The sequence below is a fragment of the Hymenobacter translucens genome (genome assembly GCF_020685205.1).
Taxonomy (GTDB): Bacteria; Bacteroidota; Bacteroidia; order Cytophagales; family Hymenobacteraceae; genus Hymenobacter; species Hymenobacter translucens.
Genome location: NZ_JAJERB010000002.1, coordinates 364,378 through 390,759, shown reverse-complemented (window position 1 = coordinate 390,759; position 26,382 = coordinate 364,378). Strand labels below are relative to the sequence as shown.

24 protein-coding genes are annotated in these 26,382 nt (G+C 61.1%); 8 read left to right on the top strand and 16 right to left on the bottom strand.

The features are described from left to right. Positions 1-36 precede the first annotated feature (36 nt). A complete protein-coding gene (locus tag LJY25_RS05395; RefSeq protein WP_227607216.1) occupies positions 37-1,569 on the bottom strand; it encodes an OmpP1/FadL family transporter in 1,533 nt (510 codons plus the stop codon). A gap of 67 nt (positions 1,570-1,636) precedes the next feature. After that, complete coding sequence (locus LJY25_RS05390) at positions 1,637-2,941, bottom strand: hypothetical protein (protein ID WP_227607215.1); 1,305 nt, start codon at positions 2,939-2,941, stop codon at positions 1,637-1,639. Positions 2,942-3,118: 177 nt separating this feature from the next. Between LJY25_RS05390 and proS the strand changes: the two genes are divergently transcribed. Further along, on the top strand, positions 3,119-4,594 hold the full coding sequence (proS, locus tag LJY25_RS05385; RefSeq protein WP_227607214.1) for a proline--tRNA ligase: 1,476 nt from the start codon (positions 3,119-3,121) through the stop codon (positions 4,592-4,594). A 69-nt stretch (positions 4,595-4,663) separates the two neighbouring features. On the opposite strand, the gene LJY25_RS05380 is transcribed toward proS, so the two are convergent. Further along, on the bottom strand, positions 4,664-4,918 hold the full coding sequence (locus LJY25_RS05380; RefSeq protein WP_227607213.1) for a hypothetical protein: 255 nt from the start codon (positions 4,916-4,918) through the stop codon (positions 4,664-4,666). 134 nt (positions 4,919-5,052) lie between these two features. Between LJY25_RS05380 and LJY25_RS05375 the strand changes: the two genes are divergently transcribed. Next, on the top strand, positions 5,053-5,793 hold the full coding sequence (locus LJY25_RS05375; protein ID WP_227607212.1) for a DUF4142 domain-containing protein: 741 nt from the start codon (positions 5,053-5,055) through the stop codon (positions 5,791-5,793). Between the two features lie 86 nt (positions 5,794-5,879). Here LJY25_RS05375 and LJY25_RS05370 read toward each other — a convergent pair whose 3' ends face one another. Both LJY25_RS05370 and LJY25_RS05365 read right to left on the bottom strand, forming a co-directional pair. Next, positions 5,880-6,443, bottom strand: coding sequence for a DinB family protein (locus LJY25_RS05370; RefSeq protein WP_227607211.1), 564 nt, complete (start codon positions 6,441-6,443; stop codon positions 5,880-5,882). Between the two features lie 60 nt (positions 6,444-6,503). Continuing rightward, on the bottom strand, positions 6,504-7,082 hold the full coding sequence (locus LJY25_RS05365) for a Crp/Fnr family transcriptional regulator (RefSeq protein ID WP_227607210.1): 579 nt from the start codon (positions 7,080-7,082) through the stop codon (positions 6,504-6,506). A 142-nt stretch (positions 7,083-7,224) separates the two neighbouring features. Between LJY25_RS05365 and LJY25_RS05360 the strand changes: the two genes are divergently transcribed. Together LJY25_RS05360 and floA are read left to right on the top strand one after the other, a co-directional pair. Further along, positions 7,225-7,695 (top strand): NfeD family protein, encoded by a 471-nt coding sequence (locus tag LJY25_RS05360; protein WP_227607209.1) that lies wholly within the window; start codon positions 7,225-7,227, stop codon positions 7,693-7,695. Positions 7,696-7,794: 99 nt separating this feature from the next. Continuing rightward, a complete protein-coding gene (gene floA / locus LJY25_RS05355; RefSeq protein ID WP_227607208.1) occupies positions 7,795-8,766 on the top strand; it encodes a flotillin-like protein FloA in 972 nt (323 codons plus the stop codon). A 137-nt stretch (positions 8,767-8,903) separates the two neighbouring features. Here the strand turns inward: floA and LJY25_RS05350 are convergent, their stop codons facing one another. Next, on the bottom strand, positions 8,904-10,949 hold the full coding sequence (locus LJY25_RS05350) for an OmpA family protein (RefSeq protein WP_227607207.1): 2,046 nt from the start codon (positions 10,947-10,949) through the stop codon (positions 8,904-8,906). A gap of 465 nt (positions 10,950-11,414) precedes the next feature. Between LJY25_RS05350 and LJY25_RS05345 the strand changes: the two genes are divergently transcribed. Next, complete coding sequence (locus LJY25_RS05345) at positions 11,415-13,451, top strand: hypothetical protein (protein ID WP_227607206.1); 2,037 nt, start codon at positions 11,415-11,417, stop codon at positions 13,449-13,451. 74 nt (positions 13,452-13,525) lie between these two features. On the opposite strand, the gene LJY25_RS05340 is transcribed toward LJY25_RS05345, so the two are convergent. Then, a complete protein-coding gene (locus LJY25_RS05340) occupies positions 13,526-14,353 on the bottom strand; it encodes a hypothetical protein (RefSeq protein WP_227607205.1) in 828 nt (275 codons plus the stop codon). A gap of 136 nt (positions 14,354-14,489) precedes the next feature. Here LJY25_RS05340 and LJY25_RS05335 point away from each other — a divergent pair, with 136 nt between their 5' ends. Together LJY25_RS05335 and chrA are read left to right on the top strand one after the other, a co-directional pair. Then, on the top strand, positions 14,490-15,476 hold the full coding sequence (locus LJY25_RS05335; protein WP_227607204.1) for an isopenicillin N synthase family dioxygenase: 987 nt from the start codon (positions 14,490-14,492) through the stop codon (positions 15,474-15,476). A 193-nt stretch (positions 15,477-15,669) separates the two neighbouring features. Next, the gene (gene chrA, locus LJY25_RS05330; protein WP_394799951.1) at positions 15,670-16,914 is read left to right on the top strand and encodes a chromate efflux transporter; all 1,245 of its coding nucleotides are present in this window, start codon (positions 15,670-15,672) and stop codon (positions 16,912-16,914) included. Positions 16,915-16,930: 16 nt separating this feature from the next. On the opposite strand, the gene LJY25_RS05325 is transcribed toward chrA, so the two are convergent. From LJY25_RS05325 to prmC, 9 genes are all read right to left on the bottom strand, one after another. Further along, positions 16,931-17,602 carry a hypothetical protein gene (locus LJY25_RS05325; protein WP_227607203.1) on the bottom strand — a complete coding sequence of 224 codons (672 nt, stop codon included), beginning with the start codon at positions 17,600-17,602 and terminating at the stop codon, positions 16,931-16,933. 23 nt (positions 17,603-17,625) lie between these two features. Further along, the gene (rfbA, locus tag LJY25_RS05320) at positions 17,626-18,510 is read right to left on the bottom strand and encodes a glucose-1-phosphate thymidylyltransferase RfbA (protein WP_227607202.1); all 885 of its coding nucleotides are present in this window, start codon (positions 18,508-18,510) and stop codon (positions 17,626-17,628) included. A 55-nt stretch (positions 18,511-18,565) separates the two neighbouring features. Continuing rightward, entirely contained in the window at positions 18,566-18,916 is a 351-nt protein-coding gene (locus tag LJY25_RS05315; protein ID WP_227607201.1) for a four helix bundle protein, read from the bottom strand. Positions 18,917-18,949: 33 nt separating this feature from the next. Next, positions 18,950-19,957 (bottom strand): SDR family oxidoreductase, encoded by a 1,008-nt coding sequence (locus LJY25_RS05310; protein ID WP_227607200.1) that lies wholly within the window; start codon positions 19,955-19,957, stop codon positions 18,950-18,952. A 107-nt stretch (positions 19,958-20,064) separates the two neighbouring features. Beyond that, positions 20,065-21,120: a dTDP-glucose 4,6-dehydratase gene (gene rfbB / locus LJY25_RS05305; RefSeq protein WP_227607199.1), complete on the bottom strand. Its 1,056-nt coding sequence runs from the start codon at positions 21,118-21,120 to the stop codon at positions 20,065-20,067. 96 nt (positions 21,121-21,216) lie between these two features. Further along, positions 21,217-22,236 carry a UDP-glucose 4-epimerase GalE gene (galE, locus tag LJY25_RS05300; RefSeq protein WP_227607198.1) on the bottom strand — a complete coding sequence of 340 codons (1,020 nt, stop codon included), beginning with the start codon at positions 22,234-22,236 and terminating at the stop codon, positions 21,217-21,219. 94 nt (positions 22,237-22,330) lie between these two features. After that, the gene (locus tag LJY25_RS05295; protein ID WP_227607197.1) at positions 22,331-23,626 is read right to left on the bottom strand and encodes a nucleotide sugar dehydrogenase; all 1,296 of its coding nucleotides are present in this window, start codon (positions 23,624-23,626) and stop codon (positions 22,331-22,333) included. A gap of 50 nt (positions 23,627-23,676) precedes the next feature. Next, complete coding sequence (locus tag LJY25_RS05290; RefSeq protein WP_227607196.1) at positions 23,677-24,282, bottom strand: acyltransferase; 606 nt, start codon at positions 24,280-24,282, stop codon at positions 23,677-23,679. Between the two features lie 82 nt (positions 24,283-24,364). Further along, complete coding sequence (gene prmC / locus LJY25_RS05285; protein WP_227607195.1) at positions 24,365-25,225, bottom strand: peptide chain release factor N(5)-glutamine methyltransferase; 861 nt, start codon at positions 25,223-25,225, stop codon at positions 24,365-24,367. Positions 25,226-25,323: 98 nt separating this feature from the next. Here prmC and ribD point away from each other — a divergent pair, with 98 nt between their 5' ends. Next, positions 25,324-26,367, top strand: a complete 1,044-nt coding sequence (gene ribD / locus LJY25_RS05280; protein WP_227607194.1) for a bifunctional diaminohydroxyphosphoribosylaminopyrimidine deaminase/5-amino-6-(5-phosphoribosylamino)uracil reductase RibD — start codon at positions 25,324-25,326, stop codon at positions 26,365-26,367. Positions 26,368-26,382 lie beyond the last annotated feature (15 nt).

Genomic DNA, 26,382 nt, shown 5'->3' with positions numbered 1-26,382 from the left:
GCAGCCTTTCTTTATGCACGTACTTTAAGGAGCTGCCTAGAAGGTCACACCCGCTGTTACGCTTGTTGTGAATTGGTTTCCCTTCACCGTAATAACCGGCTGTAGCGTCTTATCAGCAATGGTGTACGGCGTATAGTAGCGGTTCAGGGTCGTGTACACGCCCGCTAGGTCCAGGAAGAAGTTATCCTGCCGGATGCCCACCCCACCCGTGAAGAACTGCTGGGTCCGGTCGAAGTCGTTGTTTTTGTACGGGTCGCCGTAGCGGGCGTAGCCGCCCCGGACCCGGAAGATGTTGTAGCGGGCTTCGGCACCAAAGCGCAGGTTCACGGCCGACTGGTAAAGCGAGCTGATGTTCTGATTCTCTACCTCGAAGTCATAGGTGTCACCCGTGGACGCGTCGCTGTTGAGCCGGGCATTGGAGTAGTTTACGTACTCGGCATCAGCCGTCAGGAAACCTATTTTACCGGCTAGAACTGCGGCCCCGGCCGAAGCCCGGAAAGGCGTCGTCAAGGCATAGGTGTACTCACCCGGCTGCGTACTGGCCGCTATACTCGTGGTCGACTTACCCTCAATCACGACCGGCTGCCCGAACTCAGTGGTAATCTGTCGGCTATAGGAGTCAGTCAGTCGCATGAACGTCGGGGTCTGAACCGAGGCGCCGAGGCGCACCCAGTCATTCGCCCGGTAGATGGCCCCGAGCCGCACGTTGAATCCCCCCCCATCCGTGTCGAGCTGGTCGCGCAGGGTGAAGTTGCTGAACACGGTGCTGTTCACATCCTCGGCTTCCCGGAAGGTACTCACCGAGGAGTAGCGTGAACTGACGATGCCTAGCGCTCCACCGATGTACAGCCGGTCCTGGTAGCTGGCGCCGTAGCCGATATCAAACTGGTTGTGCGAGCCTTTGGTTAGCACGGTTTCGTCCTGCCGGATGGCTCCACTGCGCGATAAAGTCTTGAGCTGCACCCGTCGGCTGCTGCCCGTGCCCGTGGTATCGAGGTAGGTCAGGTAGGCGCCGTATGCCACCCCGTTCAGGGTAGTGTACTGGTCCTTCAGGTACTGGTTGTTGATGCCAGTGTAGCTGGTCGTAGGAGCTTCGCGCAGGTATTGAAAAAACGAAGCATCGTCGGTCACCGTGCCGTTGTAGCGAAACTGGGAGTTGAAGTTGTTCAGGCGGGTCAAGCCCAGGGCCAGCGTGCCCCCACGCCAGTCGCTGCTGTTATCGTCGTCGGCCAGCCGGCTGGTGAAGGCCAGACCGAAATTGCCCACGTGAAAGTTGTTGCGGGTGTTCGTCGTTCGCTGTCCGGTACCGGAAGCTTCGGTATTGATCTGTCCGAATCCCGGGGTGAAGCTTATCTCCGACTTACGGAACATCCCCAGACCTGCTGGATTGGAAGTTAGGTTACCCAGGTCCGAGCCCAGCGCCACATTCGCTCCGCCAATGCCCAGTGTGCGGGCCGGGCCTCCAAACTGCAGCCGCGAATACCGCAGCGCATCTACTTCATCTTGGGCAAAGGCGTGGCCGGACCAGCTTAGCAAAGCCAGTCCCAGCCATAATTTCAGGTTTTTCATTAGGATAGGAAATTGAGCCGGCAAGGCGGCACCAATGACAAATCAACCAGTTATCAAGCGGGCTGAGTTATTCAATTCGGCCCCGGCCGCCACGCCCACCCGAAGGGGCCGGGCTGGACGAAGGTTGGGAGCTGGGCTGTGAGTACGAGCGGCTGGGCTCCGAATAGGACCGCTGCGGCTGCTCGCCCGAATCCCGGTACACCCGGCGTTGCGGCCGGGTGGCCGGCTGCTCTGGGGCCTGTTGGTCGCCGCCATAGACGCTCCGGCGACGCTGGGGCTGAACCGGCTGAGGCTGTTGCGGCTGAGCATAATCCTGAGGCAACGTGCTCATCTGGGCGGGCTGCTCTTCCGCTACCCGGATGCGGCGGCCCTGCCCGTAGGCATCGGGCCGGATCTGGGGCTGGGCATCCGGAGCCGGAGCGCCGGACTGGTCAGGCGTCGCTTCATAAACCCGACCCAGACGGGACGGCCGCTCGGGCGACGATTTAACGGGCGCCTCAATCGTCCGGTCCGGGCCAGACTGCGAAATCGACTGCTGGCTGGAGCCGGCTTCCTGCACCCGTGACTTGCCGGGACCGGCTGGGCTGCCGCTGCTGATTACGCCGCTGGAAGTTTGCTGACTGCCGGGGTTGGGAGCTACCAGACCACCTTCGTTGAGGCGGCCGCCATGGTTGCGTACCGTGCCTCCGGTGGATGTTGCTTCCCCGCTCCGGCTCTGACGCGGGCCATAATAAACCTGGTTGCGGGGATTCTGCACGTAGCCGCTACCGTAGTTGCGGTTGCCATACCGACTGCCATAATAGCCACCATACCCGCGGCCATAGCCATAGAAGGAGTCGTAGTAGCCATAGCCGTAGGGCCGGTAGTAGGCGTAGGGATAATAAGGCCGGCCGTAGCCGATGGTGACACTGACGTAGGGGCTGCCGTAGCCGTAGCGGAACGGGTCGTAGAAGAAAGGGTCGTAGAACGAGTTATAATAGCCGGCTGGCCCCCAGGCATAGGGCGACGCACCGTAGAAAAAGGGGTCAACGTACGCAAAGTCGTAGTACCCGAGGCTGAGGCCGCGGTAGGGCTGATGAAAGCGCCGAATCCGGGCCGAGTAGCTGTAGTCATCGTCGTAGTACTCCGTGCTTCCGGAGCTGCGGGCCGACTGACTAGAGCCGCGGTACTCGGGGTTTGCTTCTTCCGAGGCCGACACCGGAGCCGGCTCATCGGAAGTGGCCGGCCGAGTTGAAACCACCTGGGAGGTGCGGTCTTTAGAAGAATAGTATACGCCGTCGCTCTCGGTGGAGGTCAGCGCGGAGGTGCCCGCACAGCCGCCCAGCGTGAGCAAGGCCAGGGCGGGCAACAGAGCAGTCAAGGTATTTTTCATGGCGGGGAAGCTAAAAAATAGGGGTGGTCGCATTGCCCATAAGCGGGGCCGCCTACCCGGATGGGGGCGGATTGCTCAGGTTTAATAACGTAATTCGTGCCGGAAACGGTGCCCTGGATCAGTCAAAACTTATACCAGAACCGGAACCCTTTCCTTCTACTCAAAGATAATCCGAAAATGAGCAAAAGTCTGACCAAACGTAGCGAAGATTATTCGCTGTGGTACAACGACTTGGTAAAGCGGGCGGGCCTGGCCGAAAACTCGGCCGTACGGGGTTGCATGGTCATTAAGCCCTATGGGTACGCCATCTGGGAAAAGATGCAGCGGCAGCTGGACGACATGTTCAAGCGCACCGGCCATCAGAACGCCTACTTTCCGCTTTTCGTGCCCAAAAGCCTGTTTGAGGCCGAAGAGAAAAACGCTGAGGGCTTTGCCAAGGAATGCGCCGTAGTAACTCACTACCGTCTGCAAACCGACCCCGACAACCCCGGCAAGCTCCGCGTAGACCCCAACGCCAAGCTGGAGGAAGAGCTGATTGTGCGCCCGACCTCGGAGGCCATCATCTGGAGCACCTACAAGAACTGGGTGCAAAGCTACCGCGACCTGCCCTTGCTCATCAACCAGTGGGCCAACGTGGTGCGGTGGGAAATGCGTACCCGCCTGTTTTTGCGCACGGCCGAGTTCCTCTGGCAGGAAGGCCACACCGCCCACGCTACCGCCGAGGAAGCCGTGGCCGAAACCCGGCAAATGCTGGACGTGTACGCCCAGTTTGCCGAGGAATGGATGGCGCTGCCCGTCGTGAAAGGCGTTAAAAGTGAGAACGAGCGTTTTGCCGGCGCCCTCGACACCTACTGCATCGAAGGGCTGATGCAGGACGGAAAAGCTTTGCAGGCGGGTACGTCCCACTTCCTGGGTCAGAACTTCGCCAAAGCCTTCGACGTGCAGTTCACCAACAAGCAGGGCACCCTGGAATACGTGTGGGGAACTTCCTGGGGAGTCAGCACCCGCCTGATGGGCGCCTTGGTGATGGCGCACTCCGACGACGAAGGCCTGGTGCTGCCGCCCAAGCTGGCGCCCATCCAGGTTGTGATTGTGCCCATCTACAAAACCGGTCAGCTCGAGGAGCTGCTGGAACGCATCCGTCCGCTCCAGATGGGGCTGATTGAGCGGGGAATCTCCGTCAAACTCGACGACCGCGACACCGAGCGCCCGGGTGCGAAGTTTGCCGAGTGGGAGCTCAAGGGCGTACCGGTCCGCATTGCCATCGGCACCCGTGACCTCGACAGCGGAACGGTGGAAGTAGCCCGTCGCGACACCAAGGAGAAAATGAACCTGCCCCTGGCCGACATCGTGAACAGCATTGACCAGTTGTTGAGCGACATTCAGTCAAACATCTACAACCGGGCCCTGCGCTTCCGCGAAACCCATACCACCCGCGTCGACAGCTACGAGGAGTTCAAGCAGGCGCTGGAAGGCGAAGGCGGCTTCGTGGTAGCCCACTGGGACGGCACCTCCGAAACGGAAGACCGCATCAAGGAAGAAACCAAGGCTACCATCCGCTGCATCGCGCTCAACGAGCCCGACGAAGAAGGGGTGGACATGCTAACCGGCAAACCCAGCCCGCGCCGGGTGTATTTCGCCCGGGCCTACTAGGCTTCGCTAATGCGTAAACAAACGCCCTTCCGGCCGGAGCCGGAGGGGCGTTTTCGTTTTCAGGCCGGCTTATCGGCCCCTCTCCTCCTGCTGAATAGCGGCCGTCAGCTCTTCATCGGAAAGAGAATCAAACCAGCCTTTGCTCAGCTCCAGCCGCACGGTCTGGGCGCCGCCGCTGGGCGTACAGACCACGGGCACGGTTCCGGCGTCAGACTCGGAAAGCTCGGTGGCCTGCCGGGCAGCCGCGCCGCCGGTGCCCGCGTAGGCCTGCACGCAGGTCCAGGTAGTGTGGTGCTGGTCGGTGACTTCGCGTTGTTTCATCATGCTGGCTGCATACGGGCTGAGGGTGGCCAAGGTAGATTCCGATTGCGTTAGCAGCCGCTTTTTTATGGGTTCGACAGAAAACCAGACCAACAGGGGGGCGTATAGCAAAGCCTAACCTTTCTTCACCAAACACTATGAAAACGACCCGAATCATTATTCCGCTGCTCTTCTCCGGCGTATTGGGCCTGAGCGCAGCCTGCTCGAGCACCAGCAGCACCTCGGACAATAGTGGCAATGCCAGTAACTCTACCAGTGGCTCAGCGGCCGGTGCCAACAGCCCCGCGACGGATGCCATTGGGCAGGGTGGCACCGTGGGTACCGACGCCATGGGACTGGGCGCCAATCAGGGCACGCTCACCAATGCGGCGGCCAGTGGTGGTGACCAGGCGAGATCCGGTGCTACCGACAGTAATTCCGGCCCCGCTACGTATGCTGAGCTGTCGAATATGCCTGACGCACAGTTCCTGCTGACGGCAGCCAGCAGCAACATGCTGGAAATTCAGCTGGGCAAGCTGGCCGTGCAGCAGGGCGGCCATGCCGAGGTAAAGAAGTTCGGCCAGATGATGGTGGACCACCACACCCGGGCCAGCAACGATATGAAGCCTATTGCAACCCAGCTAAACGTGACGCCGCCTACCACCCTGATGCCCATGCACCAGGCGATGATGGACAAGCTGTCGGGCCTTTCGGGCAAGGCGTTCGACGAAGCCTATATGGATATCATGGAAAGTGCCCACACGATGGATATTACCATGTTCAGCGCCAAAGGCAACGCCGCCGAAACGCCGGTCGTGAAGTCTTTTGCCGCCAAGACGCTTCCCATGCTTCGCTCGCATATGAAGATGGCCGCCGACATCGAGAAAAAGGTAGACTAACCATCTGCTCCAATCGTCTCTTTTTGCGGGGCCTGCTGAGCTGCTCGGCAGGCCCCGCGTTTTTATGCGGCCTTCCCAGCCCGCATCTACACCGCCAGCTCTACCCGGAGCCCCTGCCGCACCCGCTCGGCCTGCTGCAGGTGGCGCTGGGTGTGGTCAACCAGAAACTGCAGCGTTTCGCCGGTGGTGAGCTTCAGCAGCTTGAAAAACTCGATGGGCACCACTTTCCGATTGAGGTTGATACCCCTGGCCGCCGTCAGCAGTTCCAGCAGCTGGGTTTGGTGTTCGGCAAACTCGCTCAGCACCGCCTCTTTGCGGAGCCGGCTGTTGTTCGGGTTCATGTGCCTGAGGGTTTTGTGCCGCCGCGCGTCGTTGGGCTTCACGCTTTCCAGGGACTTGCGGCCCAGCCAGCCAAACACGACCTCCGGCCCGGTGGCCGCCGAGGCGCTGGCTACGGCCTTGCTGAGCTGGGGATGATAGTAGCGGCTGTAGCGGTTCAGGTGCTCCAGGCACTCCAGAATGCTCCACTGCTCCGGCCCGGGCTTGTAGTTGAGCAGCGGCTCGTCGAGGGCGGCAAACGTGGTCTGAACGGTGCGGCGGGCCTGCTCGGTGGCCGTGCGGAGCTGTTGAAAGAAGGGGGTGATTTCCATGGCTTTTTTTCTTCAAAGGTCCGGGCCCTAACCTTGGCAAACCTTGATTGAAATCAAGAGTTAGCGCAGGCGGCTGAGCGTTTCGGGCGTCATGCGCAGGTAAGAGGCAATGTACTTTTTAGGTACCAGCTGAAAGATGTGAGGGCTGCGCTTGAGCAGCCGGTCGAGCCGCCGCTCGGGCTCGGGCAGCAGCAGGTCGATTTCCCGCTCGATGCGCCCCACCAGCACCCGCTCCAGCTCGGCCCGCCAAAACCGCGCAAACCGCTCATTGCTTTCCACGAACTGCTGAAAGTCGGCGCGGGTGAGGGCCAGCAGCTCACAGCGGCGCAGGGCCTGAATGCAGTAGTCCGATGGGCGGTTGGCCACAAACGACGGAAATGAGCAGAGCAGGTTGTTGGCGTAGCCGAAGCCCACGCAGATTTCCTCGGCCTGGGTGGGGTAATAGATGCGCAGCAGGCCGCTTCCCACGAAGTACAGATTGTGCTCCACCTGCCCGGCCTGAATCAGAAAGTCGCCGCGGCCCAGCCCAACCCGTCGCTGCCAGAGCGCCGTAAAATTCCCAACATCGGTTTCCGTAAGGTAGGGCACCTGCCGCAGCAGGGTGCGCAGCATGATTTCCGGAGCGGCCGGCTTAGGCATATAGACGGGACGTGACGCAGTTCACAGCAGGGCGGGTACGTGCTGGCGGACCCGGAGCAAAATAGCCAATGTTTCCACTTTGTCCGCCGGCCGGCCTGGGCTTTCTGCGTATATTGAGGAGCACTTTTCGCCTTTCAATCCCATGGACTGGATTACCGTTGCCGTACTGCTGCTTTTCGGGCTGATCTTTCTGGTGGCTGAAGTGGTCTTCATTCCGGGCACGACCCTGGTGGGGCTGGTGGGGCTGGTACTGCTCACTGCCGGAGTATGGCTGGGCTACCGCGACCTGGGTACGCCGGCCGGACATTACGCCCTCGGCATCTCCGCCGTGCTAGTGGCCGCGACCGTGTACGTGGGCCTCCGGCCCAAAAATCTGGCCCGGTTCGCCCTAACGGACGTCAACCACAGTCGGGTGCGTGACGTGCGCAACCCCGACGTGCAGCCCGGCACCACTGGCCGTACGCTGTCGGCGTTGCGTCCGGCAGGAACGGCCCTGTTCGACGATGACCGGCGGGAAGTGGTGACCCGGGGCGAGTTTGTGCCGGCCGGGGCGGTGGTGCGGGTGCTGGGCATCGAGCAGAACCGGATTGTAGTGGAAAAGGCAGGCGTGTAAGCCGGTTCACAGGGCTCCGCCTGGATGTACGGAATAATATGAATCTTGCCGGCCCGCTGGCCTGGCTGCCGCTGCTCTGCTCAATCTGACCCTCTGCCTATGAACTTCCCCGTTGTTCCCGTCGCCATTGCAGCCGTGGTGCTGCTGGTGTTCCTGTACTTCTTTCCCATCAGCCTCTGGATTACCGCCATCTTTTCCGGGGTCCGGGTAAGCCTTTTTCAGCTGGTGCTGATGCGGGTGCGGAAAGTCTCCCCCACGCTCATCGTCAACTCCCTGATTACGGCGACCAAGGCCGGCATCGACGTGACGAGCAACGACCTGGAAACGCACTACCTGGCCGGGGGCAACGTCCCGAACGTTATCAAGGCGCTGATTTCAGCCGATAAGGCTAACATCCCGCTGACTTTCAAGCAGGCTACGGCCATCGACCTGGCGGGCCGCAACGTGTTCGAAGCCGTGACTACGTCGGTAAACCCGAAGGTGATTAACACGCCCAACGTGGCGGCCGTGGCCCAGGACGGTATTCAGCTGATCGTCATTGCCCGGGTTACGGTACGGGCCAACATTGCCCAGCTGGTAGGCGGAGCCGGGGAAGAAACTATTCTTGCCCGCGTCGGCGAAGGAATCGTGACCAGCATCGGCTCGTCGGTGTCGCACAAGGAAGTACTTGAAAACCCCGACAAAATCTCCAAGCTGGTTTTGCACAAAGGACTCGATGCCGGTACTGCCTTCGAAATACTCTCCATTGACATTGCCGACATCGATATCGGCGAGAACATCGGGGCCAAGCTTCAGACCGATCAGGCGTCAGCCGACCTGAAAGTGGCCGAAGCCCGGGCCGAGGAGCGCCGCGCCATGGCCGTGGCCGTGGAGCAGGAAAACCGCGCCAAAACCCAGGAAGCCCGGGCCCGCGTGGTGGAAGCCGAAGCCGAAATCCCGAAAGCCATTGCGGAAGCGTTTCGCAACGGCAACCTGGGCGTGATGGACTACTACAAGATGCGCAACGTACAGGCCGACACTGACATGCGCGAATCCATTGCCAACCCCGGCGGCCCTGCGAAGCCTAGCTAAGACGAGCCATACGGTAGGCCAGCAGACTTACGATGGGTTCCTGCTTTGACTTGTCTGGCCACCTACCAACCCCAAGCAAAAGCCCCGGCGTACTGTACGCCGGGGCTTTTGCTTGGGGTTGATGCTTTGGGAGCAGCTTACTTCTTCGTAATCCGGAACTCCACGCGGCGGTTGAGCTTGCGGGTTTCTTCCTGCTCGTTGCTGGCAATGGGCTTGGTGTCGCCGAAGCCTTCGGTGGTAATCCGGTTGCTGGCAATACCCTTCTGCACGAGGTAGCGCTTCACTTCGTTTACGCGGTCGAGGCTGAGCTTCAGGTTCAGGGACGGGTCGCCCTGGTTATCGGTGTGGCCCTCCAGCTTGATTTCCACTGCCGGGTACTCCTTCAGGGTCCGGATCAGACGCTGCAGCTCCGGATAGGAGTTTTCGCGCAGGTTGTACTTGCTCTGGGTAAAGAAGATGTTGTTCAGCTTGATGGTCTGACCCACGGCAAACGGCACCAGGTACAGGTCCTGCTCTACTTCGGAGTATTTGGTACGGTCCGTTACGTCGAGGTTGTCACTTTCCGCCAGGTAGTCCTTTGCTTCGGCGCGGTAGCCATAGTGCACGCCGGTGGGCAGCACGATGGTGTAGGAGCCATCCGTCGGGTTCGACTCGGCCACGCCAAGTTCTTCGCCCGTCAGCAGGTTCTCGTACCGGATGGTAGCGGCTACCGGCTTTTTGGTGGCCGCGTCCAGAACCCGCCCCCGCACCAGCGTTACAATCTCCGGCTTAAACTGCGGCGTAAGCGCAATGCGGAAAATGTCGCGGGAGCCCTCAATACCATTGCGGGCCGACACCAGGTAGGCATCCTCCCCCGAGGCCGAAAGCGTGAAGTAGCCATCGAAGTCGGTGGAGTTGATGCTGGCGCCGAGGTTGCGGGGCTTGGTCCAGTTGGTCCAGGTGTCGTCGAGGCGCTTGGAGTAGAAGATGTCGCTCTTGCCGTACCCGCCGTGCCCCTCGGTAGCGAAATACAGGGTTTTGCCGTCGGCAGCCAGGAAAGGGGCAAATTCCGCCTTCTTGGTATTTACTGTGCCGCCCAGGTTGCGCGGGCGGCCCCAGGTTTTGCCATCGGCGTTCCGAAAGCTCACGTACAGGTCCTGCTCGCCTTTGCTGTCGTTGCGGTCCACGGCCATCAGCAGCACCTTGCCCGAGGTCGAAAGGGCATAGTCGACGTTTTCAGGGTCGTTGTTGTAGAAGTCCTCGATTTCGATCTTTACCGGCATGCTCCAGCCCGAAGCGGTGCGGCGGGAGATGCTGGCCCCTTTGGGGTCAATCGAGCCGTCGGGCTTGTACACGTTGATCAGAATGGCCGTCTTGCCATCCGACGATACCGAAGCCAGCCCGTTGGGGCCCGGCGTGTTGATGGGCCCGCCAATGTTTTTGGCGGCGCTGAAGGTTTTCTTTTCAGCGCTGGTCAGGGTACTAAACCACACGTCCTGCGCGTCTTTGGCCCCGCCCACGTTCTGCGGGGTGCTCTGCCGCGCAAAAAACAGCGTGCGGCCGTCGGGGGCAATAACCGGGTGGGTATCCACGTACTTCGAGTTCACGGCCGGCCCCAGGTTTACCATGGCCGAGTCGAAGGCCACTCCTTCCGGCTTGGCCGCCACAAATTCTTTTTTCACCATCGTCTCGGCCACGTCGGCAATACCGATGGCGTCGATCTGGTTTACTCCCTCCACTTTGGCCGTGTTCATCGTGACGACTACCCCGACCGTGCGGAACTTACCGGGCGCGAAGCTGACGCTCAGCGTCCGGAAGGTTTCCGGAATGGGGCCCGGCGCCTTGTTCTCGTACACCTGGTGCCGGGTGTTGCGGGTGTCGACCAGCTCGATCTTGGTGATGGAGCCCGGGTTGAAGTTCTCAACCACGGTCACCTGCCGGGCCACCAGCGACTTGCCGAATTTAACTTCAATAAACTCCTTGCTGCCTTCCTTTTTGGGAATCCAGGCGTCGTTGCTGATCTGACCCAGCGGCAGGGCATTGGGCTCGCCCAGCACCTTGTCGGGCGAGAACGGCTCTTTGCCCTCGGCTTTCTGCGAGGAAACCTCAACTACTTTGGCAGCCCAGATGGCTTTCTGAGCGGAGGCCCAGCCCGTAGTGCCGGCAAACAGAGCCAGGGAAAGTGCAAGTTTGCGTATGATCATAGTCTGGTACCTGAACGGAGTTCTTCGGCAGCTCCGAAGCTTATATCCCGCGTTGAGCCGCTCTACAAGACGAGTTGAACTGCACCCGGGTTACGGTTCCGCCTAAGAAGGCGGCAAAAGATACAAATGAGGAAACGAAGTTGCATTGGTTTCGAACCCAAAAAAACCACACAAACATGTGACCACGGGCCGGGAAGCGCCTTTTTGAAAGAAGTCCCTACTATTATCCAATTTCCGCCTTTTAAAAAACGAGCCGGTCCGGCCGGAAATTGCTTTGGCAACTTCAATTCCGCCGCTAAAATTCCGCTTGGTGCAAATCTAACGCCCCAACCCGGAGCCTGCACTCAGCCGGAAGGGGGTTAAGCCGCTGCGCCAAAACCTGCCTGCAAACCGGACCCAACGCCCGAAACTTGCAGCCCGCGCCCCAAATAGCTACCTTACAGGGTACTCCGAGTCTTTTCTGCGATGCGTCGCGCCACCCGCCATCTTCTTGCTTGCTCAGTTGGCCCGCTGCTGCTGCTAGCCGCTCTGCTGGCAGCCCGGCCGGGCATCGCGCAGGCCGTGGATGGCAGTGCCCGGGCCACTGCGACCGACTCCCTGCTGCTGCTTTCCCTGTATACCCGGCGGGTCGGGGTCAGCACCTTTGCCCAGCAAACCAGCCTGGTAGGGCGCACCGCCCTTGGCCGCCGGCAGGCCGTCAACTACCAGCTGCTCAACGATCTGCTCTACGATACCCGCGGGGAGCAGCCCTTCGTGCGCGAAGACTACCGCGCCAACGTGCTGCACACCGCCGCGCTGGGGCGGGGCTGGCAGGCCGGGCAGCTTTTGCACTACGATCAGAGCCGGGCCAACGCGACCCGCACGGGCGCCTGGCTGGCCCGTCTCAGCTACCAGCACCGCCTGCGCCCCCGTAACCTCACCGATACGCTGTCGGCGGCCCGCTACCTCGTCTTTGGCGGCGTCGCCCACGATGCCCGCAACGGCCGGCAGGACACCGGCCCCACCTACGGGTTTGACCTGAGCACGCTGCTATACCCTGGTCCGCATACCAGTCAGCCCCTGGCCATACGCCTGTTTGCAACCCGGTCGCAGCTGGGGCCCCGGGTATGGCAGCGGGCTGTGGCCGAAAGCTTTTACGAGCGCGCCTTCGACACGTTCACGACCGGAGCGCTGCGTCTGGGCTACCGCACCAACCGGGCCGAGGACTACGTGCCCGGCAACGTACAGCGCATTCAGAGCGACACCGTGGCTGCTCAGCTGACCTGGGCGTACCGGCTGGGCGAGCTGGCGTATTTCCGCTCCGATAACTCCCTGGCGTTGCCCAGTCGTGACTTCCGCTACCGGCAGCTAAGCGAAACCGCGGATACGGTTCAGAACCTGGGGTATAATCAGCGGGAAATTGATACCCGCCAGGAGGTTCGGATTGGCAGCGCCAAAGTGCAGTTCGTAACCATATTCAATTACCGGGAGCGGAACCGGGCCTACTTTCTCGACAACAACCGCCTGCTTACTGCTAGTAGACTGCGCGCGGCGGCCGAGCGGGAAGCCGTAAAGGACATCAAGGAGCAAACCACCTACTGGCAGGCCGAACTGACCTGGCTGCCTTCGCCGCGCCATTCTCTGAGCTTACTGGGTACCGCCCAGCTGCTGCGGGTGGATACGCCAAGCAAGGACAACGAGCAGGACCGGGACGAAGCCCAGCACCTGGGCCGACTTACCCTCACCTCCCGCTGGAGCGGAGGCTTCCGCACGACCCTGGCGGTTGGCTCGGAGTACCGGCAGTTCGTGTTTATCAAGGCCTCGCAGAGCGCCGAGAACTACACCGACCGGGTGCTGCACTGGGAGCCGGGCTTTACCTGGGCACCGGGACGGCTCAGCATCCGCTCCACCTATCACCTGTGGGTAAGCTACCAGGTGCGCGACCGGCTCAGCGAACAAGTAAAAAACCGGGCCAGCCGGGTACTGGAGCAGCAGCAAAACCTGGCCTTTCAGTGCACGCCCCGCCTGCTGGCCTCGGTCGACTACGTGCGCCGCGAAAACCGCATCGGGTTGCTCAACTGGAGCGAGTTCAAGGAAAGCCCCCTGGACACGACCATCACCCACGACCTTTCCGCCAGCCTCAAGCAGGGCTGGGCGGGGCTTCGCGGGCAAAGCAGCATCCGCCTAGGCTACCGGTTTCTGGAGCAGCGCAACCAGGGCCGGGCGTCGCTGCTGCCCAGCGACGGGGGGGGCAGCACCACCCGGCTCATCTTTCTGCACACCCTGACCCGGCAGCACGGCCCGGAAATAGCCTTCGAGCGGCAAAGCCGGGGCGGGTTCAGCCTGCGCAGTAGCTTATGGCTGCAGCAGCTTAGCACCCGTTACCGCTACCAAACCGGCCAGGGGGCCTACGCCGGCTCCAGCTACACGGCCGAGGAGCTGGCTCAGGTCACCAGCAACCTCTACCCCTATTTTGAAGTGGCCCTCACGTGGCGGGTAAGCGGCCCGCTGTATTTCCGCTGAGAAAAAACGAAAAGGCGCCCGCCTCTCCGAAGGAGAAACGGGCGCCAAAACGAAACCGGCAGGAAGGAGCGCGGTTAGGGCTGCAGCGTGAACGTGCGCGTCACGGAGTTGAACGGGCCGGGAATCAGGGTGCCGTTCGGATCAACCAGCTCCAGCTTCACCGTGTTCTGGCCCATGGGCAGGCCTTCCATCATGAAGGGAGCCCACTGGTCAATCATGAACTCGGTGCCGTTAATGGTCGCCCGCACCTTGTTGCCGTCGGGCGAGAGCGTGGTGTTCACGAGGTAAAAGTCCAGCATCACCTTGCGGGCATCCGCACCGGAGTACGTATCCTTCGGGCGGCTGTAGAACAGGTGCGGAGCCTTCAGGTCGGGAGCCGGACCGCTGGGGGCAGCGTTGCCCACGGTGATGACGCGCAGGTCGTAGGCGCCGCGGTGCTTGAGGCTCTCGTGGTAGGAGCGCGACAGAAAGGACAGCACCACGTGCTGGCCGTCGGCGACGGGCTTGGTGAAGGACGTGGTGTAGTGCGCCGTGTAGGGCTCGTTGTCCACGATGTTATGGATATGCTGCCCCTGGGCTGAGTTAGCCATTTCGCCGGCCCGCATGCCGCCGGTCATCTTCGAGAGCTGGAAGTTGGTGATATCGTAGTTGAACGACACGGCTCCGCTGGGAACGGTGGAACCGCTGCTGGGCGACCTCATGATGAGCTGGGACTCGGGCATTTTGGGCGAGTCGGTGAACGGCGTAAGGCGGATGCCGTTGCTTTCCATCGGCGCCGCGCTGGGCGAAGCCACTGTTTCGGCCGTAGCCTGAGCGCCCGTATCGGTGGTCTGTTTGGCCGTGTCGCAGGCCCCGAGGCCGAGCAGCAGGGCGCTGCTCAGAAGTAAAGCAGATGCTTTCATGGGAGAAGAAGGGATGAAGTGAAAAAGACTGCCGAATCGTTTATCCGACACCCGACCCACGCTGGGGGGGCATGTATTTTTTTAAGTACCTTGCGCAATACGTAAGGTTTGCTCAAAAGTATATTGATTTCCCACTATGGACTCAACATTGTTGGAAGAAATTCCATCTCTCGACCTCGCCGACTTCCGCAGCGGCGACCCGGAGCGCAAGCAGCGCTTCGTTCAGCAACTCGGCGAAGCCTACCAGAACATCGGCTTCATTGCCCTGCGCAACCACGGCCTCAACGAAGAGCAGACGCAGAAACTGTACACCGACGTGAAGGCGCTGTTCAGCCTGCCCGACGAGGTAAAGCAGAAGTATGAAAATCCCGCTCTGGCCGGTCAGCGCGGCTATATTAGCAAAGGAAAAGAACACGCCAAGGGCCGCAACACCGGCGACTTGAAGGAGTTCTACCACGTGGGCCAGGAGGTCGACGACGCCAACGACCCCATCAAAAGCGAGTACCCGGACAACATCTGGCCGGCTGAAGTACCCACGTTCCAGGACACGGCGCTGCGCACCTACAAGACGCTCGAAGCGGCCGGTAAGGACGTGCTCCGGGCCATTGCCCTGTACCTGAACCTGCCGGAAAATTATTTTGACGACAAGGTTCGCAACGGCAACAGCATCCTGCGCCCCATCCACTACTACCCGATCGAAAACCCGGAAGAGGTGCCGGCTGATGCTGTTCGGGCCGCCGAGCACGGCGACATCAACCTGATTACCCTGCTGATGGGTGCCTCCGCCGACGGCCTGCAGGTAAAGCGCCGCGACGGCAAGTGGATTCCCATCACGGCCCTGCCCGACCAGATCGTGGTGAACGTGGGCGACATGCTGCAGCGCCTGACCAACGGCGTGCTGAAAAGCACGATTCACCGGGTGGTAAACCCACCCCGCGAGAAGATGAACTCGTCGCGCTTCAGCATTCCGTTCTTTATGCACCCGCGCTCCGAAATGAGCCTGGCTGCGCTGGAAAGCTGCGTGACGCCCGAAAATCCCAAGAAGGAAGCCGACATCACTGCCGGTGAATTCCTGAACGAGCGTCTGATTGAGCTGGGCCTGAAGAAGAAATCGACGATGTAAGCACGGCCCGGTTGCTGGTGCTGGCTCCTACTCCCACCTACTTTGGCGGACCCTTACGTACCGTCGGACACCTGCAACTACCTTTGTTATAACACCCTCAGAATGGCTTCGGCGGCGTAACAGCGGCCGGAGCCATTTGGCTTTCTGGGGCCGAAGCCTTTTCTTGTGTAGTAATCTTAGCGCGGCATAGGTAGTGGAAACGGTTTTGGAAACGCAGGAGGTAAAGCTGACGCCCCCACCCCGGCGCGGTGGGCAGCGCACCAAGCGTGTCCGCAACATCATCTTCCTGAAAGACGTGGCCGCGCTGGCCCTGACGGCCTTTGGCGGCCCCCAGGCCCACCTGGCCATGATGCTGCGCCTGCTCGTGGACAAGCGCCGCTACCTGACGTCGCACGAGCTGCTGGAGCTTACGGCGCTGTGCCAGATTCTGCCCGGTCCTACGTCCACGCAAACCATCACCGCCATTGGCTTCCGACTCGGCGGCCCGAACCTGGCGTATCTGACCGTAGTGGTCTGGATGCTGCCGGCCGTCACGTTTATGACGCTGGCAGGCCTTACCGTGAGCTACCTCGACAAAGAGCAGGTGGCCCGCTTCGTGCAGTACGTGGAGCCCATGGCCGTCGGGTTCGTGGCGTTTTCGGCCTTTCGGATTGCGGAAAAGGTGATTCAGACCAAGACCTCGGTGGCGCTGATGGTGGCCTCGTCGATGCTGGCGTACCGGTTTCAGCTGCCCTGGCTGCTGCCGCTGCTGCTGCTGGCCGGCGGGCTGGTAACAACGTTCCGCTACCGCAAGATGCCCGTGCTGCACGAGAAAAAGCCCCTGCAGATTGAGTGGGCCAACTTCGTTCTTTGGCTGGGCGTACTGATTGCCGCCGCTATCCTGGGCCACTATACCCGCTGGCTGCCGGTACGCCTGTTTGAGAACTTCTACCGCAACGGCAGCCTCGTATTTGGGGGCGGCCAGGTGCTGGCTCCGCTGTTCTTCGCCGAGTTCGTGGAATTTAAGCGCTACCTCACGCCCCAGGAGTTTTTGTCGGGGCTGGGGCTGGTTCAGGCCCTGCCGGGGCCCAACTTTTCGTTTGCTTCCTACATCGGGGCCCTGGCCATGCGGGGCGAAGGCAGCGGCGTAGGCGGACAGGTGCTGGGAGCCTTGGTAGCGGCGCTGGGCATCTTCATGCCCGGCACCCTGCTTATCTTCTTTCTGATCCGGTTCTGGGACCAGCTCAAGCAGTACCGGGTAGTGAAGGCCTCCCTGGAAGGCATCAACGCCGTATCGGCCGGGCTGGTGTGCGCCGCCACTTTTCTGCTCTACCACCCCCTGCCCGATACTCCTATCAACCTGGGCGTAGTCGCCGTCACGTTCCTGCTGTTGCTCTGGAACAAGTTTCCGTCCTATACCATCGTATTGGCCGGACTGCTGGCAGGCATCTTGTTTTAGAACAGCAACCTGACGGCTACTTTCCGGCCACGGTTTCGTTGTACTGCCGGACCAGCGCTTCCACGTTTTCGAAGCCGAACCCTTTCGCCTGCTTGCCGATCTGCTCACTAAGCTGGGGTGCAGCGGCGCACAAGGTGGCCATCTGCCGGGCAAAAGCTGCGTCGCCCCGCTCTACTTCCTGGAGCTTGCCGGTGGCCAGCCGTACGTACCAGAAGTACTTGTCGTGGGTGCCGGTCGGAATCATGACCACCGCCCCGGGCAGGGGAATGGGAATCGGCATGTTGCTTTTGGTCTTAATGTAGCCAAACAGCTGCATGGGGCCGGTAGCCATCCGGTTTTCGGCCAGTACGCCGATGGGCTTGCCGTTCAGCCGCAGGCTTTCGTAGGTATGCCCCTCCGACTCCATGCCTTCCAGCCGCTCTACGCTCAGGGCCTTGAGCTGCGGGGCCGGCACCTCGTCGGGCCGCCGCTCGTAGCATTCGATCCGGTCGACGTAGCACTGCTCCAGCCCCAGGATATAGGCCGGTACCCGCTTGCCCCCGTTAAATATGAACACTGCCTTGTAGTGTCCAGCCGGAGCAGCGGCACGCACCGAGTCGGGATGGGAAACTGACTGGCCTGCTGCCGGAAGGAGCGCATAGCTATACACGCCGGCCAGCAGCGCCAGCCGGAACACGATCTTGTTCATAACCGATAAATCAGACGATAAGCCTACTGCTGGTTGCCCAGCACGAGCTGGTCAGGCAGGTGCATGAGGTAGTCGCCGTAGCCGCTTTTGCGCAGGGGCTCGGCAATGCGGCGCAGTTCGGCGGCGGTGATAAAGCCCTGCCGGTACGCTACTTCCTCGATGGAACCCACCTTGAGGCCCTGCCGCTGCTCGATGACGCGCACGAACTCGGACGCCTGCATCAGGCTCTCGAACGTGCCGGTGTCGAGCCAGGCGGTGCCCCGGCCCAGGATACCCACCTTGAGCTTGCCCCGGCGCAGGTACTCCTGGTTCACGTCGGTGATTTCGTACTCGCCGCGGGGGCTGGGCTTCAGGTCGCGGGCAATCTGGATGACGTCGTTGTCGTAGAAGTACAGGCCCGGCACGGCGTAGTTGCTTTTGGGCTGCTTCGGCTTTTCCTCGATGCTGAGGGCCTGCTTATTGGCATCAAACTCCACCACGCCGTAGCGCTCCGGGTCGTGCACGTGGTAGGCGTACACCACGCCGCCGTCGGGGTTGTTGTTGGCTTTGAGCAGCTCTTCCATGCCTTCGCCGTGGAAGATGTTGTCGCCCAGCACCAGGGCCACCTTGTCGTCGCCGATAAAGTCGGCACCCAGCACGAAGGCCTGGGCCAGGCCGTTGGGCACTTCCTGCACCGTGTACTGGAAGTTGCAGCCCAGATTCTTACCGTCGCCCAGCAGCTTGCGGAACTGGTCCTGGTCGTGAGGCGTGGTGATGATCAGGATTTCCCGGATGCCCGCCATCATCAGAATCGACAGCGGATAGTAAATCATCGGCTTGTCGTACACCGGCATCAGCTGCTTGCTGACGGCCAGGGTGAGGGGATGCAAACGGGTACCGGAACCGCCGGCGAGAATGATGCCTTTCATTTTTGGTAGTAGGTATGTGGTAGTAGGACTTGGGAAATTTGCGGTTCCGATGACACTACCGTAAGGTTTTGATGAAGGTGAAAATCATTTTCTGGACGGAAGTTGCTCGTTGGGTTACCGCAGTGCGCAATTCCATTGTTCCAAAATCTAACCGCTCAGCAATTACTGCCTGCGTAATCAACTCGGAGCAGGAGCCGCTCGCAAACCCAAGAAACTGAATAAACTCCCCATTGGTGGCTCTTCCTGCTCCCTCTCCGATGTTCGAACCGACTGAAACAGCCGCCCGGTTCATCTGGCTGACAAGATTAAACTTCTCTTCCGCAGGCAAGGACCTGGTAAGCTGGTAGACTTCTACCGCTAGTTCAACAGCATCATGCCATACCCGTAGTTTCCGGTAGTCATGCATCTGAATCCTGAGGCTTGTCTTACTTCCAACTACCTAATTCCTGATACTGATAAACTCCTGGTTGGTGCGGAACCACTCCAGCGTCTTCTGCAGGCCTTCCTGAATGCGGATCTGGGGGTCGTAGCCAAGCAGGGTGCGGGCCTTGCTGATGTCGGCCAGGGAGTCGCGGATGTCGCCGGCGCGGTCAGGGCCGTACTCGGGCTCCACATCGGAGCCGGCCTCTTCCTTCAGGATGTTGAACAGGTCGTTGAGCGAGGTGCGGTCGGCCACGGCGATGTTGTACACCTGGTTTACCGCTTCCGGATTGGTCGTCAGGCCGGCTTTGATATTGGCCTGCACGCAGTTTTCCACGAAGGTGAAGTCCCGGGTCTGCCCGCCGTCGCCGTTCATGCGCGGGGGCTTGCCCTGCAGCACAGCATCGATAAACAGCGGAATCACGGCCGCGTAGGCGCCGTTGGGGTCCTGGCGGGGGCCAAAGATGTTGAAGTACCGCAGCCCGATGATTTCCATGCCGTACGTCTTGCCAAACACGTCGGCGTACAGCTCGTTGGCGTACTTGGTGACGGCGTAGGGCGACAGAGGCTTGCCGATCCGGTCCTCTACCTTGGGCAGGGCCTTATGGTCGCCGTAGGTCGAGGAAGAGGCCGCGTACACAAAGCGCTTCACCTTGGCTTCCTTGGCGCCCACGAGCATATTCACGAAGCCCCCGACGTTGACGTCGTTGCTGGTGATGGGGTCGTTGATGGAGCGGGGCACCGAGCCCAGCGCCGCCTGGTGCAGCACCACGTCCACGCCCACGCAGGCATCCACGCAGGTCTGCCGGTCCCGGATGTCGCCTTCCACAACTTCCAGGGCCGGGTTGCCTTCAAACAGACGAACGTTCTTGCGGAAGCCGTTGGAGAAGTTATCGAGCACCCGCACCTTTTTGGCGCCGTACTTCAGGAGGTATTCAACCAGGTTCGAGCCAATAAAGCCGGCTCCGCCCGTCACCAGGAAAGTCAGGTTGTCGAGCGGCTGGTCGTGGAAAGGGGTTTCGTACATGGTTGGGAATTAGTAATTAAGAATTAGTAATTAAGAATAGCTTCTTTTGTTACGCAAGCAGCTGTACCTCAATTACTAATTCTTAATTCTCAATTATTAATTACGCCTTAGCGCTGCGCGTACTGCTGCTGGTAGTAGCTCTGGTACTGGCCGCTGGTCACGTGCTCCAGCCACTCGGTGTTCTGCAGGTACCAGTCCACGGTCTGTGACAGGCCCTGCTCGAACGTCACGGACGGTTTCCAGCCCAGCTCATTCATGATCTTGCTGGAGTCGATGGCGTAGCGCAGGTCGTGCCCGGCGCGGTCCTTCACGAAGGTGATAAGCTTACGGGACGTGCCCTGGGGCTTGCCGGTTTTCTCGTCCAGAATGTCGCAGAGCAGGTGAATCAGCTCAAGGTTGGCCCACTCGTTCACGCCCCCGATGTTGTAGGTCTCGCCCAGCTTGCCCTTGTGGAACACCGCGTCGATGGCGGTGGCATGGTCTTTCACGAACAGCCAGTCGCGCACGTTCTCGCCCTTGCCGTACACCGGCACCGGCTGCCCGTTCTGAATGCGGTGAATAGCCAGCGGAATCAGCTTCTCGGGGAAGTGGTTCGGACCGTAGTTGTTCGAGCAGTTGCTGAGCTTGATGGGCAGGCCGTAGGTGTGGTGCCAGGCCCGCACAAAGTGGTCCGACGCCGCTTTTGAGGCCGAGTAGGGCGAGCGGGGGTCGTAAGAAGTTTCCTCCGTGAACATCTCCGGGCCGAAATCCAGGGAGCCGTACACCTCGTCGGTGCTGACGTGGTAGAAGGTTTTGCCCTCGTAGCCCAGGGGCTTCCACAGGTTTTTGGCGGCCTGCAGCAGGTTCACCGTGCCCAGCACGTTGGTTTTCACGAAAGCCAGCGGGTCGGTGATGGAGCGGTCCACGTGGCTTTCGGCGGCGAGGTGAATCACGGCGTCGGGCTCCTCGTTGGCAAACAGCTGATCCACAAACGACTGGTCGGTGATGTCGCCCTTCACCAGGCGGTAGTTGGGCGCCGACTCGATGTCCCGCAGGTTTTCCAGGTTGCCGGCGTAGGTCAGCGCATCCAGGTTCAGGATCTGATACTCCGGATACTTGGTCACGAACAGGCGCACCACGTGCGACCCAATGAAGCCGGCCCCGCCGGTGATGATGATTTTCATTTTTTTGAGCTGTTAGCTGCTAGCGGATGGCTAGTAGCTGTGGTTCAATGCACTTAAGGGAAAGAGCCGACAGCCAAAAGCCATCAGCTACTAGCTTTATAGGGTTTGCTGCCATTTCCAGGCGCTGGCCAGGGAGTCTTCGAGGGATGTAGTAGTCTGGAAGCCCAGCTCCTGCGTGGCCTTGGTGACGTCGGCGTAGATGGCGGGCACGTCGCCGGCCCGGGGCGGGCCGATTACGTAGTTGAGCTTTTGCCCGGTGGCCTTTTCAAAGGCATTCACCACTTCCAGCACGCTGTTGCCGCGGCCGGTGCCCACGTTGAACACCTCTACGTCGGCATGGCCGCCGGCGAGCAGGCGCTCCACGGCTACCACGTGGGCCTTGGCCAGATCTACCACATGGATGTAGTCGCGGATGTTGGTGCCGTCGGGCGTGTCGTAGGTGTCGCCAAAGATGGTCAGCTTCTCCCGGATGCCGGCCGCCGTCTGGGTCACGAACGGAATCAGGTTGTTGGGCACGCCCAGGGGCAGCTCCCCAATCAGGCCCGAGGCGTGGGCCCCGATGGGGTTGAAGTAGCGCAGCAGGATGGTGCGCAGCTGGCCCTTGCCGGCGGCCGTGACGTCGTTGAGGATGTCCTCGCAGATCTTCTTGGTGTTGCCGTACGGCGAGGTGGCGGGCTTGGTGGGCGTCTGCTCGGTTACGGGCAGCTGGTCGGGCACGCCGTACACAGTGCACGACGACGAAAACACGATGCTCTGGATGCCGAACTCGGGCATCAGGGCCAGCAGCACGAGCAGGGAGCCCAGGTTGTTCTGGTAGTACTTCAGCGGCTCGGCCACCGATTCACCCACGGCCTTGTAGGCAGCGAAGTGAATGATACCCTTGATGTCTTTCTCCTGCTCCAGCACGCCCCGTACGGCAGCTTCGTTGGCGCAGTCGATTTTATAGCAGGGAATATCGGTGCCCAGAATGGTCCGGATACCGTTCAGGGCCGACTCCTGGGAGTTGACGAAGTTATCAACGATAATCGGCTGATAGCCGGCCTCGTAGAGCTCCACCACTGCATGCGACCCAATGTAGCCCGCGCCACCCGTAACCAGTATTTTCGTTCTGTTCATTGTAGTTGTGCGTTGTTGGTTGTCCGTTGTCAGTGTTCGGAAGTCAGCAAGCCAGAACAATCTGACCACTGACAACGAGCAACTGACAACGAAACTACAGGCTCCAGTACTGCAGGTCGTTGATTTTGCCGCGGAACAGACCCTTGATGTCGACCAGCACGGCGTTGGGGGAGGTGATGGACTTGAAGTAGCTCTCGTCCATCTCGGTGTAGGGCTTGTGGCTGACGGCCACGATGACGGCGTCGTAGTCCTTGCGGATTTCCGCGGCCGGAATCAGGCGGAAGCCATACTCGTGGTGCAGCTCGTCGGAGTCGGCGTGGGGGTCCACGATGTCGACGTTCACGGAGAAGTTGCGCAGCTCCTGAATCACGTCGGCCACCTTGGAGTTGCGGATGTCTTCCACGTTTTCCTTGAAGGTAGCGCCCATCACCAGTACGCGGCTCTTGGCCACGTCCTTGCCCTGCTTGATCATCATCTGCACCGCCTTGCGGGCGATGTAGGCACCCATGTTGTCGTTGGTGGTGCGGCCGCTCAGAATCACCTTGGCGTCGTAGCCCAGCTCCTTGGCCTTGTAGGTCAGGTAGTAGGGGTCCACGCCGATGCAGTGCCCGCCCACCAGGCCGGGAGAAAACTTCAGGAAATTCCACTTGGTGCCGGCAGCTTCCAGCACCTCGTAGGTGTTGATGCTCATGCGGTCGAAAATCATCGAAAGCTCGTTCATCAGGGCGATGTTGACGTCGCGCTGGGTGTTTTCGATAATCTTGGCGGCCTCGGCTACCTTGATGCTGCTGGCGCGGTGCACGCCGGCCTTCACCACCAGCTCGTAGAGTCTGGCAATGATGTCCAGCGACTCCTCGTCGCAGCCGCTGACCACCTTCACGATGCTGGTCAGGGTGTGCTCTTTGTCGCCGGGGTTGATGCGTTCGGGCGAGTAGCCCACTTTAAAGTCTTCGGGAAACTTGAGGCCCGACAGCTTTTCCATGACCGGGATGCAGTCTTCCTCGGTGCAGCCGGGGTACACGGTGCTTTCAAACACCACATAGTCGCCTTTCTTGAGCACCTTGCCCACCGAGCCCGAGGCACCCAGCAGGGGCTTCAGGTCGGGCATGGCGTGCTCGTCGATGGGCGTGGGCACGGCTACGATAAAGAACGTCGCCTCGCGCAGCACTTCCAGCGAGTCGGTGAACTGAATGTCGCAGCCCTCGAAGTCCTTAGCTTCCAGCTCCCCGCTGGGGTCGATGTTCTGCTGCATCAGCGCCACGCGGGAGGCGTTGATATCGAAGCCGATAACGCTGAGCTTGCGGGCAAACTCAAGGGCAATAGGCAGGCCCACGTACCCGAGGCCGATAACGGCCAGCTTGGCCTTTTTCTGAAGTAATTGCTCGTACACGATTGGGGTCTTTGGGTCTTGGGGACTTGGGGTCTTAAATTAAAATCCGGTCAGCCAGCGGCTACCGGGGGACTGGTACTGGCAACCAGCCCGTCAGTTAGCTGGTATGCTTCGCCGCTTTCGGGGCAGGTGGCCCGGCCGGCCGCGTCAAAGTGCAGCCGGTGACCATACGCACTCATCCAGCCGTGCTGCCGGGCGGGGTTGCCGTACACCAGGGCATACGGCGCTACGTCGCGGGTGACTACCGAACCGGCCCCGACAAACGCATATTGTCCCAGCCGGACGCCGCATACGATGGTGGTGTTGGCCCCCACGCTCACGCCCTGCTCCAGCACGGTGGGCTGGTACTGGTCGCGGCGGGGTACGGCGCTGCGGGGGTTGCGCACGTTGGTAAACACGACGGAGGGGCCGAGAAAAACATCATCGGCGCACTCTACGCCGGTGTAGAGGCTCACGTTGTTCTGCACCTTCACATTGCGGCCCAGCCGAACGCCGTCGGCCACCATAACGTTCTGTCCGATGCTGCAATTTTCACCCAGCTCACAGCCGGGCATCAGGTGGGCAAAGTGCCAGATTTTCGTGCCGGCTCCAATGCGGCAGCCCGCGTCGAGGACGGCGGTAGGATGCGCGAAGTAAGCAGGGGTGTCGTTTGGCACTACAGCGAAAGTTGGAAAGGGCAGCCGTTAAGTAGCCGGCAAAGGTAGGGCTTTTTGGGTTTGAGGGTACGGCCGTGTTTGCCTACCCTTCCGCTATGGCGCTCAGCATACGGTCTTTGCCGAAAATATCTGCCCGGGCCCTTACCTGCCCATAGCCCAGGCCCTCTACCAGCCCGACCATTGCCGCCGCGTAGGCTTCGTTTATTTCGAAGTATAATGCCCCGCCGGGACGGAGCCACTGCCGGCCCAACTCGGCAATGCGGCGGTAGAACAGCAGCGGGTCGGCGTCGGGCACAAACAGGGCTGTGGCCGGCTCGTAGTCGAGCACGTTGGCCCGCATCTGGCTTCGCTCACTTTCCCGCACGTACGGTGGGTTGCTGACCAGTACATCCAGGGAATGGCTTAGCTCTGGCAGATTGTCACCGAGAATATCGGCCTGCACAAACTCAACCGGACAGCTATAGCGGCCGGCATTGCGGCGGGCCACTTCCAAGGCGCCGCCGGAAACGTCGAGGGCCAGTGCCCGGCGGGGCGTTAGGGCCCGGCAGAGCGCCAGGGCAATGCAGCCGCTGCCGGTGCCCACATCGAGCAGCGTAAGGCCGGGACGGCCACGGTGCTCCCGGGAGATGAGCTGCACCAGCTCTTCGGTTTCGGGCCGGGGAATCAGGGTCGCGGGCGTTACCTCCAGCTCCATATCCGCAAACCAGGCCTTGCCCAGCACGTACTGCACCGGCTCGTGGCCCAGCAGCCGCTCCCGCAGTGCCGGCAACGGTGCCAGAGCTGCTTCGGCTGCCTCTTCCCCACCCCGCAGACGGCGCTGCATCGGACTCAGGTTCAGCAGGTGCTCTACCACCAGGTCGGCAATGGCTCCGGCTTCCGCAGCCGGATACACATCCGTGAGGTCGGCAGTCAGGGAGGCGGTGAGCTGGCAGATGGTAAGCATAGGAGGAACGGTAAGCGGCATTCGGAACCGGCCCGACCGGCATCGCGCACCGGTTTCCGTGCGTACATTGAGCCCGCAAAGCTACGCCCGTACCCGCAATGACCCACCTGGATGCGCTGATGATGCGCCGCGCCCTGGACCTGGCCCGCCTGGGCACGGGCTACGCCCGCCCCAACCCGTTGGTCGGCTGCGTGGTAGCCCACCAGGGCCGCATCATCGGGGAAGGCTGGCACCGGCAATACGGCGGGCCCCACGCCGAAGTAAACGCCCTGGCCGCGGTGGCAGACCCAGACCTGCTGCCCGCCAGCCGGGTGTACGTGACGCTGGAGCCCTGCTCCCACCACGGCAAAACCCCGCCCTGCGCCGACCTGCTCATCGAGCAAGGCGTGCGCGACGTGGTGGTCTGCAACCTCGACCCTAACCCGCTGGTAGCCGGCCGGGGCATCGAAAAGCTGCGGGCGGCGGGCATACAGGTACAAACCGGCCTGCTCGAAGCCGAGGGAAGGTGGCTGAACCGGCGGTTTTTCACCTTTCAGGAAAAAAAGCGCCCGTATATCGTGCTGAAATGGGCCGAAACGGCCGACGGCTTTCTGGTCGGCCCGTACTTCCAGCCCGTGCCCATCAGCGGAGAGCTGGCCAAAGTGGCCGTGCATAAGTGGCGGGCCGAGGAGCAGGCCATTCTGGTGGGAACCCGCACCGCGCTGCACGACAATCCTCGCCTCGACGCCCGGGAGTGGCCGGGGCCCAGCCCCCTGCGCCTAGTTATCGACAAAAACCTGAGCCTGCCGCCATCCCACCACCTGTTCGACGGGCAGCATCCTACGCTGGTGTACACGTACCGGTCGCGCCCGGCCCGGGGCAGCCTGGAGTTTGTGCAGCTTTCCGAAAATGATGACCTGTTTCCGCAGCTGCTCGACGATTTGCAGCAGCGGCAGGTGCAGTCGGTGCTGGTAGAGGGCGGCCCCACGGTGCTCAACTCCCTCGTCCGGGCCGGACTCTGGGACGAGGCCCGCATCCTGCGCAGCCCCAAGCTGCTCGAAGCCGGCGTCCCCGGCCCCCGGCTGGGCTTGCTCAACCTGCACGAGCACCTGACCCTGGGCCCCGACGAGCTGTTTGTCTACTTGAACCGTACGCCGGCCTGATTGGAACCAGGCGCC